General features: G+C 59.2%; 14 protein-coding genes. All 14 read right to left on the reverse strand.

Features of this window, described 5'->3' with window-relative positions; genetic code table 11:
• Nucleotides 1-34 precede the first annotated feature (34 nt).
• Entirely contained in the window at nt 35-1,510 is a 1,476-nt protein-coding gene (locus D3879_RS17535; protein ID WP_119955549.1) for a sigma-54 dependent transcriptional regulator, read from the reverse strand.
• Between the two features lie 268 nt (nt 1,511-1,778).
• Nucleotides 1,779-2,075 (reverse strand): flagellar protein FliT, encoded by a 297-nt coding sequence (gene fliT / locus D3879_RS17540; protein WP_119955550.1) that lies wholly within the window; start codon nt 2,073-2,075, stop codon nt 1,779-1,781.
• A 26-nt stretch (nt 2,076-2,101) separates the two neighbouring features.
• Nucleotides 2,102-2,482, reverse strand: a complete 381-nt coding sequence (gene fliS / locus D3879_RS17545; protein WP_119955551.1) for a flagellar export chaperone FliS — start codon at nt 2,480-2,482, stop codon at nt 2,102-2,104.
• 59 nt (nt 2,483-2,541) lie between these two features.
• Nucleotides 2,542-2,937 carry a flagellar export chaperone FliS gene (gene fliS / locus D3879_RS17550; protein WP_119955552.1) on the reverse strand — a complete coding sequence of 132 codons (396 nt, stop codon included), beginning with the start codon at nt 2,935-2,937 and terminating at the stop codon, nt 2,542-2,544.
• A 2-nt stretch (nt 2,938-2,939) separates the two neighbouring features.
• Nucleotides 2,940-4,355: a flagellar filament capping protein FliD gene (gene fliD / locus D3879_RS17555; RefSeq protein WP_119955553.1), complete on the reverse strand. Its 1,416-nt coding sequence runs from the start codon at nt 4,353-4,355 to the stop codon at nt 2,940-2,942.
• Between the two features lie 75 nt (nt 4,356-4,430).
• Entirely contained in the window at nt 4,431-4,781 is a 351-nt protein-coding gene (locus D3879_RS17560; protein WP_119955554.1) for a flagellar protein FlaG, read from the reverse strand.
• A gap of 78 nt (nt 4,782-4,859) precedes the next feature.
• Entirely contained in the window at nt 4,860-6,056 is a 1,197-nt protein-coding gene (locus tag D3879_RS17565; protein WP_119955555.1) for a flagellin, read from the reverse strand.
• A gap of 355 nt (nt 6,057-6,411) precedes the next feature.
• Nucleotides 6,412-7,935, reverse strand: a complete 1,524-nt coding sequence (gene flgL / locus D3879_RS17570; protein ID WP_119955556.1) for a flagellar hook-associated protein FlgL — start codon at nt 7,933-7,935, stop codon at nt 6,412-6,414.
• A gap of 11 nt (nt 7,936-7,946) precedes the next feature.
• Complete coding sequence (flgK, locus tag D3879_RS17575) at nt 7,947-9,929, reverse strand: flagellar hook-associated protein FlgK (RefSeq protein ID WP_119955557.1); 1,983 nt, start codon at nt 9,927-9,929, stop codon at nt 7,947-7,949.
• Nucleotides 9,930-9,935: 6 nt separating this feature from the next.
• Nucleotides 9,936-11,126 (reverse strand): flagellar assembly peptidoglycan hydrolase FlgJ, encoded by a 1,191-nt coding sequence (gene flgJ / locus D3879_RS17580; RefSeq protein WP_119955558.1) that lies wholly within the window; start codon nt 11,124-11,126, stop codon nt 9,936-9,938.
• 10 nt (nt 11,127-11,136) lie between these two features.
• On the reverse strand, nt 11,137-12,237 hold the full coding sequence (locus D3879_RS17585; protein ID WP_119955559.1) for a flagellar basal body P-ring protein FlgI: 1,101 nt from the start codon (nt 12,235-12,237) through the stop codon (nt 11,137-11,139).
• 16 nt (nt 12,238-12,253) lie between these two features.
• The gene (gene flgH, locus D3879_RS17590) at nt 12,254-12,946 is read right to left on the reverse strand and encodes a flagellar basal body L-ring protein FlgH (protein WP_119955560.1); all 693 of its coding nucleotides are present in this window, start codon (nt 12,944-12,946) and stop codon (nt 12,254-12,256) included.
• 132 nt (nt 12,947-13,078) lie between these two features.
• Nucleotides 13,079-13,864: a flagellar basal-body rod protein FlgG gene (gene flgG / locus D3879_RS17595; RefSeq protein ID WP_119955561.1), complete on the reverse strand. Its 786-nt coding sequence runs from the start codon at nt 13,862-13,864 to the stop codon at nt 13,079-13,081.
• A 312-nt stretch (nt 13,865-14,176) separates the two neighbouring features.
• Nucleotides 14,177-14,917 (reverse strand): flagellar basal body rod protein FlgF, encoded by a 741-nt coding sequence (locus D3879_RS17605; RefSeq protein WP_119955562.1) that lies wholly within the window; start codon nt 14,915-14,917, stop codon nt 14,177-14,179.
• Nucleotides 14,918-14,975 lie beyond the last annotated feature (58 nt).

Below are 14,975 nucleotides of genomic sequence, written 5' to 3' on the forward strand. Positions count from 1 at the left end.
TTCAACTAGATAAGAAAACTCGCCGTAGGGCGTGTCAATCCTCCGGCTGATCCTCGTCATCACGGCGGCTCATGCCGTACTTGCGCATTTTCTCAACCAGGGTAGTCCGGCGAATGCGTAGGCGTTCGGCCGCACGCGCCACCACCCCACTGGCATCATCCAGCGCCTGCTGGATCAGGCCTTGCTCGAGATTGCCCAAGTAATCTTTGAGGTCCAAGCCTTCCGGCGGCAGCATCGCTGACGAATCCAGCACCGGCATGCCTCCATTAAATCCAACTCGCTCTTCCAGTTCATCACGCAGACTGGTTGCTTGTTGATCATGCTCGTCGTCGACCTGGCGGAACTTCTTCGGCAACTCCAACACGCCGATCACGCCGTAGGGATGCATGATCGCCATGCGTTCGACCAGGTTGGCCAGTTCGCGCACATTGCCTGCCCAGTCATGCCGACAGAGCGACATGATCGCTGCGGAGTTGAAGCGAATCGAACCGCGCTTCTCGAACTCCATTCGCGAGATCAGTTCGTTCATCAACAGCGGAATGTCCTCCACGCGCTCACGCAGCGGAGCCATCTCGATCGGGAACACATTCAGGCGGTAGTAGAGATCTTCGCGGAAGGTTCCTTGCTCGATCATCTGTTCCAGATTCTTATGCGTCGCCGCGATGATGCGCACGTCCGCGCTCTGCGTCTTGTTGCTACCCACCCGCTCGAAGGTTCGCTCCTGCAACACCCGCAGCAGCTTGACCTGCATGGGTAACGGCATGTCGCCGATCTCGTCGAGAAACAGCGTACCGCCATTGGCCAACTCGAAACGCCCAGCCCGGCTGGTGATGGCGCCGGTAAAGGCACCCTTCTCATGGCCAAACAGCTCGCTTTCCAGCAACTCCGCCGGAATGGCACCGCAGTTGACCGGAACGAAGGGCGCTTCTCGGCGTTTGGAGTGGTAATGCAGGTTACGTGCGACTACTTCTTTACCGGTGCCCGACTCGCCGAGGATCAAGACACTGGCCTCGGTATCGGCGACCTGCTGCATCATCTGCCGCACCTGCTGAATCGCACGGCTAGTGCCGACCAGGCTGCGGAACAAATTGGGTTCACGCTGCCGGCCACGATCACGGGCCTGGTCATACATCTCACGATAGACCTGGGCACGATGCAGGGAGTCGAGCAGCTTGGTATAGCTCGGCGGCATTTCCAGGCTGGTCAGCACGCGGCGACGCAGATCCTCCGACCAATCGGCCGGCACCGGCTCGCCGATCAGCATTAGCGGCACCAATTCGTCCCAGGTCGCCAACTGCTTGAGCAGTTCAAGCACCCCGCCCTTCGACTCAACCTCGCCAAGCAGCACGCTCAACACATCGCGGCTGCTGGCCAACTGGCTCACAGTCTCGCGCCAGTCGCGGCTGCTACAGACGAGATGCTCTTCCCCAAGAAAACTCAGAATGACCGCCAAATCCCGACGGCGTTCACTGTTGTCGTCAATCAGCAAAATTTTGGTTTCACGCCACATCTTATTTTTTCTAACTCGTGGGCTGGAGGAGGACCGCGTCGCCGTCAAAATTTACGGAAAGCACCGGCAAGTGGCCAGTAGTAAAGTCAAAAGCGTGACAAGAGTCAATTTTATGGCGTGATTTTTTTGCTTTCCCCACGATGAAGTCTAAGCGGCTGTTTGGAAAGCGAGGAAATGCGCCGTAATAAACAGGCAAACTGGCAGAGAACATCCAGAAACGCAGGCAATACTTAATGGCCAAGCACAGGAAATAACGCCGAAAATCAGCTCAACCGAAGAGCTGGTAAACCTTGGCACCCTGCTGGGATTGGTTCAGCTGGATCAGCTCGCCAGCCAAACGCTGTTGCTCGACCTGGCAGACGGTCACCAGCTCACGGTAGAGATCTAGCAGCTCTTGCATGCGCGCTCGCAGTACTTCTTCGTCACGCACGGCTTCAACCATGGCTTCATCGACGGCTTGACGGCACTGCAAATCCAGCTCGCCGATAGCGGACCAATCTTGCTTGGCCAGGGCATCGCGCAAGGCACTGCCAGTTGCCTCAAGGAGCTGTACGGATGAACTCATGAATTTCTCCTTGGGGCTTGCAGTCATCAAGGTGCAATCGCGTCCCAGCCAGATTTGATATTGCGTAGCAGCCCTGCGACTTCGTCCAGCATGGCTGGATCATTCTTCACATTGGCCTCGAGCAGACGCACCGACATGTACGCGTACAGGCGATCCAGATTCATCGCCAGCTCACCGCCGGCCTCCAGATTCAGCCCATCACGCAATCCGCCGACAATACCCACGGCCTTACCGATCAACTCGCCCTTCAGCGCAACCTGGCCACGTTCCAACGCACCGCGAGCCTGGGCCATACGGGTCAGGCCGCCCTCCATCAGCATCTGAATCAATCGATGCGGGCTGGCGTCTACCGCTTGGGCCTGGGTGTTAACGGTCTGGTACTGCCGCAGGGCTGCCATCGCGTTCATCTTGTTTCGCCTTGATTACTGACTGGATATCTTCTGTATCGGTCAGCCAAGGCAAAGCTTTAACGCGATTTCGCTTCTATCTCGAGCGTTTCCGGGCCGATCTCATCCCACGCCTGCTTGATTTCGCTCAGCAGCGCTTCGACTTCATCCAGGCGGCGCGGCGTGCTATCCAGGGCCACGCCAGCCAGGCGGCGGGTCATATAGTCATAGAGGGCATCGAGGTTCTCGGCGATCTCGCCACCAAGCTCCTTATCCAGCCCTGCTTGCAGCGCACCGATAATCGACAGGGTGTTGCCCACTGCATGGCCACGAACATCAGCCTTACCCTCGGCCTGCGCCAGGCGAGCCAGTGACAAGCGCTCGAGCGCGCCTCCCAGCAGCATCTGCGCCACCTGATAAGGCGATACAGCCTGAGTAGTTTTGATTTGCTTATAGGTATCGATTGGGCTGTTCATGCTTAGTTTTTAACCAGACCAGGAAGGCTCGCCAGGGATTGTGCCAAGCGGTTGCTGGTCTGACTGAGCTGACCGACCAAGCTGTCCATGGCGTTGAATTGCGCCAGCAGGCGAGTCTGCAATTTCTCAACGCGCAGGTTGAGGGCGACACGCTGGGTGTCCACCGACTTGATAGTGGTCTGTAAACCGTCCAGGCGCTGTTGCAACACACCACCGGTCTGGGTGTAGGGCTCGAGCTTGCTGTCGAGGCGCTTCATCAGCCCTTGATCACCGGTAAAAAATGCGGCTACGGACTCGAAGTTTGCGCTCAAGGCCTTGTCCAACTTGCTGTCATCGACCTTCAGGGTGCCGTCTTTCTGGGTGGTGACACCTAGGTCTGCCAGGATGCGGACCCCCTCATCTCCCGAGGTCTTGACCAGCTCATTGCGGACCGTGGTCAGCAATGCACGCACACTGGCGTCACCGACCAAGGCGCCTGTGACCGGCGCCTTACCTTCGCCTACCGGGGTCACTCCAGTCAGCGAACTGGTAACGCTTATAAGTTTGTTGTAGGAATCGACAAACTTTTTGATATTGCTCTTAACACCGCTTTTGTCTTGATCGACGGTCAAGGTGATGGGCTTATCGACCTCGGTCTTGGCAAGCAGGTTGAACGTCACCCCCTCGATAGAACCCACGACACTGTTGGTTTTGCTCTCAAGCGGCAAACCGTCGATGCTGAACTTGGCATTTTCTGCCATGGAGATATAGATAGCGCCAGAGGCTGGCAGAGTACCTTTGGCCGGTACATCCAAGACGGCGAGATCGGAACCCACGGTAGCCTTCATCGTCAGATCATTGCCCTCGCCGGTTTTGCTCGAAGAAAGCGCCAGGCGCGAAGTCGGAGGAGTGGTGGAGGCGTCGGTAATGATATTGGCACTGACACCATCGCTCTTAAGCTGGGTATTAATGGCGTCGCGAATATCTTTTAGGGAAGCATTCAGCGGAACGTCGATAGGCTTTAAAGCTGTCGCGCCCAGACTGACAGTCAGGGTACCGCCGCTGGCGAACGAATAATCCGAGCCGCCACTGACAGCTGCGGTCGCCACTTTGCTGGAACTGGCAAGACGCTCGACGGCAATTTTGTAGCTTCCCGACAACGCAGCCTTGCTAGCCGAGGCACTCACCAGCTTGCTATCGGATGAGACAGCCGTTCGATTCTCAAATAACTCTGGCTTGTTCAAATCCTTGAGGATCGCCTGCAAGTCAGCAATGACGCCCTTAAGCTGACCAACCCCGGTGAAGCTAGCAGTCGTGGCCGCTTCCAGACGCTTAAGCTGCGCTTCCTTGGGGGCTTTCTCCACAGCCACCAAGCTGGCAACGATGGATTTGATATCCAGGCCAGAGTTGTAGCCACTGATCGTCGTATTGGATGCCATCTGCCTTACCTCGTCAGTTCATTGACGTTTCAACCTTTGGTCGTGCCATACAGTCAAAAGGCGTGCCGCTTTTACTCAGGCCTCGGCTTTAAAGAGCAAACTTCTGGCTTCGGCCAGGCTTTCAGCCAGCTTGAGTGCTTCCTCCGAGGGAATCTGGCGGATCACTTCACCGGACACCGAGTCGGTCACCTTGACCACCACGCGCCCGCTCGAGTCATCCAGATTGAAACTGAGATTGCGGCTGATGCTTTGCGCATACGCCGCGATAGTCGAAACAGCCTGCTGCACCGCGCTTTGGTCAACCTGCGCAGTAAGCGGAGCCTCTAAAGCTGCCTGCTTGCGGGTATCGGCCGCCTGAGAAAAATCGCTAGCAAACAGGCGAACAACCGGATTGGCAGACAGCCCATTCAATTTAGCAACGTCCATCCTTTCCACCTCTCAATGGCAAGACGGGGAGAAGCGCAAGCGCTTCCCCCCGTTGTCACACATCAACCCAGGTTGCGCTTAGCGCAGCAGGCTCAATACCGCCTGCGGCAGTTGGTTAGCCTGAGCCAGGATGGCGGTGCCCGCCTGTTGCAGCACCTGGTTCTTGGTCATGTTCGCGGTTTCGGCCGCGAAGTCGGTGTCCTGGATTCGGCCGCGGGCGGCGGAAACGTTTTCACCGATGTTCTGCAGGTTGACGATGGTGTTGTCGAAGCGGTTCTGCACGGCACCGAGTTCGGCGCGCTGGGAGTCGATTGCCCTAATCGCGTCGTCAATGGCGATTACAGCCTTCTGGGCACCCTCTGCAGTAGTAAGATCAACATTGCTGACCTTCAACTTACTGACATCGGCAACAGCGCTATTCACATCCACAGTCCCCTGAGTAACACCTGCGGGAACCTTGCCGGCAGTAGCACTGTTGGCGACGGTCAGAGCGGTGAGAGCACCTGTACCATCCGCCTTTGCGGCCAGCTTGGAGACAACGTTCAAGCTGTTGTCACTCTGAACGAAGGCACCGATACCGGAGTTGGTGTCGTTGATTGCTGCCGCAATCTTCTGGCTAACCGCTTTCTGGTCGTCACCAACACTCAAGGAAGCAGTTGCAGTGAACGCCTTACCGTCCACAGTGAAGCCAATATCGACCTCACCAGCAGTGGTTACGGTGGTAGCAACAGTCGGCGCAGTAACTGTGGAAACGTAGTGCTGGGACTCCAGCGACTTCGAGCTCATTTCCTTGATACCGACGCTGATGATCTCGTTAGCAGCAGAACCAACCTGGAAGCTGGCCACACCGAAAGTACCGTCCAGCAGCTGACGACCACCGAAAGTGGTGGTGTTGCTGATACGGTCCAGTTCCTTCTTGAGCTGGGTCACCTCGGAGTTCAGAGCTGTGCGCTCGGAGCCGCTGTTGGAGCCGTTGGCCGACTGCAGGGACAGATCACGCATGCGCTGCAGGATATTGGTGGACTGCTGCAGGGCGCCTTCGGCGGTCTGCGCCAGGGAGATACCGTCGTTGGCGTTCTTCACCGCAACACTCAAGCCGTTGACCTGGCTGGTCAGGCGGTTGGCGATCTGCAGGCCGGCGGCATCGTCCTTGGCGCTGTTGATGCGGCTACCGGTGGACAGGCGCTGCATCGAGTTGTTCAGCGAGTTGGACGAGTTGTTCAGGTTGCGCTGGGTATTGATCGACGCAATGTTGGTATTGACGGTCAAGGCCATGATGTTGTCCTCCGAGGACTAGCGTATTTGCCTGAGCTTGCGAGCTTGGGCGGGCTTAGCCCAGGCACCCATAAAGTTCGCATTCGTACTTTGTATCGGCGCTTGATCGGGGAGCTTTAGGTTTTTTCCAGAGTTTTTTGAGGGATTTTTTTCTGCAGGCTTGACAAGGGCTTAGCTGAAGCAAAAAACCTTAAGGCTGGGTGTGGCGGATTTTCGGCGGGATTGTAGGAGTAGCAGCCAAGCACCTCGTAGGGTGGGTTAGCCGTAGGCGTAACCCACCATTGATCGGCAACCGGCATGGTGGGAGGCGTGGTGGGTTACGCCGCTGCGCGGCTAACCCACCCTACGGGGCTTTTCAACGCAGTTTGTCGAACAGGCTGAGGCTGCTGATCTTCACGTAACTCTGCTGCGCGGCTTCCAGAATGATGGACTGGAAGGACAGGCGCGAGAGCGCCTCGGCGTAATCCAGGTCCTGCAGGCCCGACTGGATGCTCTTGTTGATCAGCACCAGATCTTCGTTATTGGTTTGCGTCGACTCCACGACGTTGAGCCGTGCGCCGATCTCGCCCTGGGCACTGAGCACCGATGCCATGCCGTTATCGAGGTTGGTCAAGGCGGCGGCCGTGATGTCACGAATGGCGGCGTTATCGCCGTTGCCTTCAAGCGCGCGACGCAGGGTCGCGACCGTGTTGAGAATGCCTTGGCTTTGCTCGTCCGGTGTCGAACCCAGCGCCAGGGTCGTGCCCGCCTGCGGCGGCGATTCGAAGCGGACGCTGAAGCCGTTGGGTGCCACGAAGATGGCCGGATAATCGGCGGCATTCGAGGTCAGCGGCGGCGCCAGCGCAACCAGCACACCCGGTGCCGCGCCGATTCGCAACTCAGGAGTACCCAAGTTGTCGACCACCGTAGCCTGGGCACTACCGGCCGGATAGTCGGTGAGGAAGCTGGCCATATTGGTGACGAAGCCCTGCCCGCCTGCAGCCGCGCTGCCAGCTGGGCTGCCGATGAAGAAGCGCTCCCCGCCCGCCGGCACACCGTCGAAATGCACACTGACACCCTGGAAGCGCAGCTGGTCCCCACGCTCGGGGTTATCGTCCATCTGCCGAGCAGGGTTGGTCAGCGGGGTAGGATTACTGGCACGAGGATAGGCGTAGACGTTGTAGGTTTTCTGGTTCGGTGCTGGCTCGAACTCGATCTCGACCCCGGAAGCGGGAAACCCGGCGAAAGCTACTTCGTCATCCACCAGCGGCTCACCCATCTTCAGCGTGGAACCCGTTACCGGCGGAGTGATGCTGCCACCCTGCAATCGCGCACCATTGACCACGCGATCGAACACGCTCTTGCCGTTGTCGCTTATGGCAATCTGCTGCGAGCTGGCGATCTGGATCTTGCGCTGGCCTTCATCACCCAGATAGCTGTAGTTGCCATCGGCGTCACGCACGAAGGGCTGACTCTTACCCTGGAAACCGCCGAACAGGTACTCGCCACGGGCGTTCTTGCTGTTCATCAGGCCCAGCAACTCGTCTTCGCGCTCCTTCAGCTCGGAGGCAATGGAGCTGCGATCGTCCTTGCTCAGAGCCCCGTTCCCGGCCTGCACCGCCAGCTCGCGAATACGCTGCATGACGTTGACCACGCCACTGAGCGTGCTTTCTTCCAGAGTCAGGCTGTTCTTCGCCGCAGTGAGGTTGCCTTCGAACTGCTTGAGTGCCGCCTGCTCCTGGTCGAGTTGCAACAGGCGCACGGCCGCGACCGGATCGTCCGCCGGGGTGAGAATCTTCTTACCGGAACTGATCTGTTCCTGGGTGCGCGTGACATCCGAGTAGTTCCGCTGGATGCCGTTAACGCCGTTGTTGAATGCCTGAATGGTGGAAATTCGCATCGTCGCACCACTTAACGGAAGGTAGAAACCAAGGTATCAAACAGCGCGCGCGCGGTCTGGATGATCTGCGCCGATGCCTGGTAATACTGCTGGAACTGGATGAGCTTGCCCGCCTCTTCATCCAGGCTGACCCCAGACAGCGAGTTGCGGTTATCGGTCGCCTGCTTCAGTAGGACCGAAGTAGCCTCACTGTCGACTCGCGATTGTGCGGTCAGGGTACCGACGCGCTCGACCAGTTCGCCATAGCCATCGCCGAAAGACAGGCCCGAGCCAGGCACCGCGGCATCAACGCTGAGCACCGGCTTGTTTTGCAGATCGACCAGTTTGAGACCGTTGCGGTTGTCCGATACGCCATTCTTGTTGAAGTCGACATTGTAGGTGTCGCCAGCTTGCGGCACACCAGAGAGCTTCATCTCGAATGTGTAGGTGCCATCGCCGATACTCAGGGTGTTGGTCTGCCCAGGAGTGATGGTGAAGGTAGAGCTGTTGCCTGGCTGGAATCGCGCCGTGCCAGCACCACTAATAGTCAACTGGTCCGGTGCGCTGAAGGTCATGGTCAAACCGCCCGCACCCAGTAAAGTCTGAATATCTGTGGTGTTGATCGGAGACGGACCAGAGATCAGATCCGGCTGACCAATGGCTCCGGTACCACGGTTCTGCGTGTCGGCCGTGGCCCGTACCGGCCCTGCATACGCTAGCTGATCGGACTGGTTGAGGGTCTTCTCGATATCTGCAGCTCCACGCCGGGTCGGCATCACCAGATAGGACTCACCGGCGCTATGGGCTCCGCCAGCCGGGATATGGAAACCCAGCCCCGGCACGGTATTGCCGACGGTGAAGGTAGAGGTGCCGGGTGGCGACTCGATGAAGCCACCGCCAACAGGGCGAATGCGGTACTGGGTGGAACTGACGAATTCAACTTCGTAGTCGCTGGTGCTCAGCTTGGAGGTGTCGTCGATCCTCACGTCCAGACCGGTGGGGAAGCTCCTTTGCGCCATCAAATCAGCCGAGTTGATGTCCTTGAACAGGTTGACGCCGACATCCCCCTTCAGGTCGAGACCTTGCTTGAGCTGCTTATTGACCTGTTCGCTTATCGACATCGCCAGACGGCCGATGGAGTTGAATGCCGGATCCAGCGCTTCACTGCGATAGCGAATCAGCCCGCCGATTTCACCACCGCTGATCAGCGAGGTGATGGTCTGCCGCGAGCCACCACTGACGAACTCCACTTGGCTGCGCAATGGGTCATCTTTACTCGGAGTGACTTCGATACGATTCGCCGTGCTACCTACTACCAGCGGCTGGCCAGAGCTGATAAAAATGTTGGCCGTGGAGTCGTCCTGCTGAACCACCTGCACACCGATCAGCGTGGACAACTGGCGGATCGTTTCTTCACGAGCATCGAGCAGGTCGTTCGGATCCTTGCCGTTGGATTTGGCTACCGAGATAGCGTCATTGTATTGGGCGACAGAGGTCGCCAGGCGATTGACCTGGTCACTGATGGCCCCCATCTGCTTATTCAGGTACTGGTTCTGCTGGTCGATCCGCTCGTACACCGTGTTAAAGCGTTTGGCCAGACCTTCTGCCTCGGACAGCGCCAGCTGCCGCGCTGGCGCGTCGGCCGGTGCCTCGGCAGAGGCCTGCAGGGCGGCGAAAAATTTCTGCATCGCAGGGCTGATACCGGTCACGCTGCCAGCCAGCAAGGCATCGAGCTGATCGATCTGGCTTTTGTAAGCCGCGACATCACTGTTGACCACGGTGTTATTACGCACCTGGGCGGTGAGGAACTCGCTGGCCAGCCGGCGTACATCATTGATCGTCGAGCCGGCACCAATGTAGCCGGCTCCACTGAACTGCGGAGTTCGCGAGCCCTGCACCGTCTCCTGCCGGGAGAAACCCGGCGTATTGACGTTGCTGATGTTGTGACCGGTAACGGTCAGCGAGGTCTTGCTGGAGTTCAGCCCCGACAGACCAATATTCAGTAAGTCAGCCATGTCTCATCAGCCCGTTGGCGCCGTGCTAGCAGCGGCGATAGTTTGGTAGGTCTGCATCTGCCGCGCGATTTGCGCCACTTTGCGTGCGTACTGCGGATCGCTGGCGTAGCCGGCCTCTTGCAACTCGCGGACGAACTGCTGCGGGTTGTCGGTGGCATCCAGCGCCTCGTCGTAACGACCATTGCTTTGCAGGAAGCTCACAAAGTCGTGGAAGCTCTGCTGATAGGAATCGTAAGCACGAAAGTCGGCCGCCTCCTTCACCGCCTTGCCACCTTTGTATTCGGTGGTCAGCACCCGTGCCGACTCCCCTTCCCAGCCGCCGTGCGACTTGATGCCGAACAGGTTGTGGCTGCTCGAGCCATCCTGCTGGCGAATGATCGACTTGCCCCAACCGGTTTCCAGCGCCGCCTGGGCCACCAGGTAGCGCGGGTCGACGCCAATCTTGTCGGCCGCTTCCTGCGCCATCGGCAACATAGTGGCGACGAATTCTTCCGGCGAACTAAACGCCGACTTGCCCGGCGCCAAAGGCGGCTGCGCCAAGCGCCGGCCGGTGATCGCATCGCTGTCCTGCACGCGCAACTCGCGGTCTTTCGGCGCGGCGTAGGTCTGCGCCGGGAGCCAGTCGGTCTGCGCCAAGGGCTGGCCATCGGCTGAGGTAGCGGACGGTGCGGCGGCGGACGGCACAATGCCCGCAAGCAGGCGGTCGGTGAGCTTGCCGGGCAGCGACAAGCGCCGTTGATTGATCAGTTTGGAGTCATCGCGGCTGCTATCCACGGCCGGCAGTTGCGCGGCCTTGCGGGTTACCGCGACCTCGCTGGTTTGCGCGAACGGATTAGGGCGGGCGCTGCCTTTGTTCATTTGCGACAGCTGCCGCACCAACACATCGGCCAGCCCAACGCCCTGCTCCTTGGACATGGTCACGGCCAGCTGCTGGTCGTACATGTCCTGGTACATCTTGCTCTCGTTGCTGTTCATGAAGTTGCCTTCGGAGAACACCTCGTTAGCCGAACGCATGGCTTTCATCATCTGGTTGAGGAACAGCGACTCGAACTCCTGGGCCACCTTGCGGATGTTGCCCTCGCCGTCACGATCCTTGCCGACCTTCAGTTGGTTGAGGCGGTTGAGGTCGGTGTAGGCGCCGCTGTCGAACTTTGAGCCGAGCTGTGAGCCGAGGCCGGCACTGAGTTTTGAGTCCATGGCCGCTTCCTTAGATCACGATCAGGTCAGCCTGGAGTGCGCCGGCTTGCTTGAGCGCCTCGAGGATGGCCATCAAATCGGAAGGCGATGCGCCCACCTGATTCACCGCGCGGACGATCTCGTCCAGCGTGGTACCCGGGCCGAACTTGAACATCGGCTTGGTTTCCTGCGTCGCATCGATCTTCGAGCGCGGCACTACGGCGGTCTGGCCGTTGGAAAACGCCCCCGGCTGGCTGACGATAGGGTCTTCGGTGATGCTCACGGTGAGGCTGCCATGGGTCACCGCGGCCGGCTGTACCCGCACGTTCTGGCCGATGACGATGGTGCCGGTCCGCGAGTTGATGATGACTTTGGCCACCGCCTGCCCGGCGTTCACTTCGATGTTTTCCAGTACCGACAAATAATCGACCCGCTGGCTCGGGTCCAGCGGTGCACTAATGCGCACCGAGCCGCCATCAATCGCCTGAGCCACGCCTGGGCCGAGCAGTTCGTTGATCTGGTCGACGATGTTTTTTGCCGTGGTGAAGTCCGGGCGATTGAGGTTCAGCGTCAGGCTATTGCCCTGATCGAAACCCGTCGGCACCGGCCGTTCGACCGTCGCACCGCTAGGAATCCGTCCTGCCGATGGCACGTTGACGGTGATTTTCGAGCCGTCGCCGCCTTCGGCATCGAAACCGCCGACGACAAGATTGCCCTGGGCAATGGCGTAGACGTTGCCGTCGATCCCTTTCAGCGGCGCCATCAGCAGGCTGCCGCCACGCAGGCTTTTGGCGTTACCGATCGAGGAAATGGTCACGTCGATGGTCTGGCCCGGCTTGGCGAACGCCGGCAGATCGGCATGAATCGACACCGCCGCGACGTTCTTCAGCTGCACGTTGCCACCGCCCGCCGGCACCTTGATGCCGAACTGCGCCAGCATGTTGTTGAAGGTTTGCAGGGTGAACGGCGTTTGCGTGGTCTGGTCACCGCTGCCATTCAGGCCAACGACCAGACCGTAGCCGATCAACTGGTTACTGCGCACGCCCTGGATACTGGCCAGGTCTTTAAGCCGCTCGGCTTGCGCTGCGCTGGCGGCGAGCAGTAAGCACAGGGCTGAAATCAATCGTTTCATGATCACGCTTACCTACTCAGAACGGCCACAGCGGGCTCATGAAGAAACGATCGAACCAGCCCGGCTGACTGGCATCGGCAAAGGCACCAGTCCCCGAATAGGTAATGCGGGCATCGGCCACTCGGGTCGAGGGCACGGAGTTGTCCGTAGCGATGTCATCGGCGCGGATCAGGCCGGCAATTCGCACCAGCTCATCGCCCGTGTTCAGGGTCAACCACTTCTCGCCACGCACTGCGAGGACGCGGTTCGGTAGCACCTCAGAGACCGTAACGGTGATCGAGCCGGTCAGGCTGTTGCTTTGCCCGGCCTTGCTGTCGCCTTTGGTGTCGCGGGTGCCCTCGTACCCGACATCCAGGCTCAGATCCCCACTACCGAACGGGTTGTCGGTGGAAACGCCAACACCGAACAGGGTGTCCAGGCTGAGGTTGGCCTTGCTGTCTTTCTGTAGTTGCGAGTTGGCGTTCTTGCTCGCCTGGGTTCTCTCGTTCAGGGTGATGGTGATGATGTCGCCGACCCGGTAAGCCTTGCGATCGTCGTAGAGATTGGTCTCGAACCCTGCCTGGTAGATGGAGCCATTGTTCTGCGCCGCAGGTAACGGAGTACGCGGCAACACCGGGGAGTAATAGGGGTCATTCGGCTTTGGCGGCGGCGACACGCAACCACTCAGGGCGGCGATGCCAAGCAGCGGGATAAGAATAAGCCGGTTCATAACTACTACCTCACGGCGCTCTGTTGCGAGTTGCGTAGGGTGGGTTAGGCCATAGGCCGTAACCCACTGTTTGGCGATGCCTATCGGCACCGATGGTGGGTTACGCCGCGATGCGGCTAACCCACCCTACGGTTATAAGTTCTGCGAAACGAAAGCGAGCATCTGGTCAGCGGTGGAGATGACTTTGGAGTTCATCTCATAGGCGCGCTGCGTGGTGATCATGTTCACCAGTTCCTCGACCACGCTGACGTTGGAGTTTTCCAGGGTGTTCTGCTGCACCGTGCCCAGGCCGGTTATGCCCGGGGTGCCGACCTGTGGCGTGCCGCTGGCGGCGGTTTCCAAAAACATGTTGCCGCCAATCGCTTCCAGGCCAGCCGGGTTGATGAAGTCAGCGGTCTGGATGTTGCCGAGGATCTGCGGCTGCGGGTTGCCAGTGGTGGTGACCGAGACCGTACCGTCTTCACCCACAGTGAACGACTTCACTTCGTTCGGCAGGACAATGGCCGGCTCCAAGGCAAAACCATTGGCGGTCACCAGCTGGCCGTCGGAATTCAGATGGAAGCTGCCATCACGGGTGTAGGAAACCGTGCCATCGGGCATCAACACCTGAAAGAAGCCACGGCCGTTGATCGCCATATCCAGCGGCTGCTCGGTGGTCTGTAGGCTGCCGGCGGTGAAGATCTTCTGCGTACCGACAATGCGCACACCGGTACCCAGCTGCAGGCCAGACGGCAGTTGGCTGTCCTGGCTGGTCTGGCCACCCGGCTGCCGGCGGATCTGATACAGCAGATCCTCAAACTCCGCGCGATCACGTTTGAAGCCAGTGGTCGAAACGTTGGCCAGGTTGTTGGAAATCGTGGTCAGGTTCATGTCCTGGGCGGACAAACCGGTTTTACTGACCCACAGAGCCGGTAGCATGGTCATTCTCCTCGGGCGCCGGTTTCACGGCGGCCACGTGCTGGAAAGGGCGTGTCGTCAATTATTTGCCAGATTGCGTTGCCGCCTGAAAATCGGCCAGGCAAGGCGCGGGCCGCAGCCAATGGTCATTCCATTGGCAAGTCCTGCAACGCCGCATGGCCGATTTTCAGGCGCAACCCGAAGGGACGGGCCTGCTTTTACGCAGCGCTGCGTTATTCGTCGCTCATTTGGAATAGCCAAATCTCTCTCCTCATGCCTTGCTCTGCGTAAAAGCAGGCTCCGGCGCAACAGGCAAATAATTGACGACACGCCCTAGCTGAGTTGCAAAACACGCGCCATGGCCGACGCATCGTCCTCGGCAGTGCGCATCATCTTCACTTGCAGTTCAAATTGGCGGGACAAGGAGAGGATCGCGGTCATCTCCTCCACGGCATTCACGTTGCTGGTTTCCAGAAAGCCGGAAGTCACCCGGACATTGGTATCGGCTTGCACGGGGCCTTGGCCCTTGAAGCGGATCATGCCGTCGGCGCCCTTCTCCATTTGCTTGAGATCCGGGTTGACCAGCTTGAGGCGATCCACCTCAGCCAAGACATTGGGCGCCTCGCCCAAGGCCCGAACGGTGATGGTGCCGTCCTGACCGATCTCGACCTTTTGCTCCGGTGGCACGGCAATCGGACCGCCATTGCCCATCACCGGCAAACCATTGCCGGCACGCAGCTGACCGAGGGCATCGATCTTCAGGCTGGCGGTCCGTACATAAGCCTCGCCACCGTCCGGCGCCTGCACCGCCAGCCAGCCATCGCCACTGATGGCTACGTCCATGCCGTAACCGGTTTCCTGCAAGGTGCCGGGGGTGAAGTCGGTGCCTGGGCGCTCGCTCATGGCGTAGACCCGTGACGGGAAACTTTCACCGAACACCTGCATCGAGCGCGCCTGCTCGAAGTCGCGACGAAAGCCGTTAGTCGAGATATTCGCCAAGTTGTTGGCGTGCGCACGCTGGGCCAGGGTGTTCTGGCTGGCTCCGGTCATGGAGACGTACAGCATCTTGTCCATGGTCATTCTCCGAGGGGTGGCGCTTGCCGCCCGCTGCTCTGTTACCAGCTACAAAGCA

The organism is Pseudomonas cavernicola (genome assembly GCF_003596405.1).
Lineage (GTDB): Bacteria > Pseudomonadota > Gammaproteobacteria > Pseudomonadales > Pseudomonadaceae > Aquipseudomonas > Aquipseudomonas cavernicola.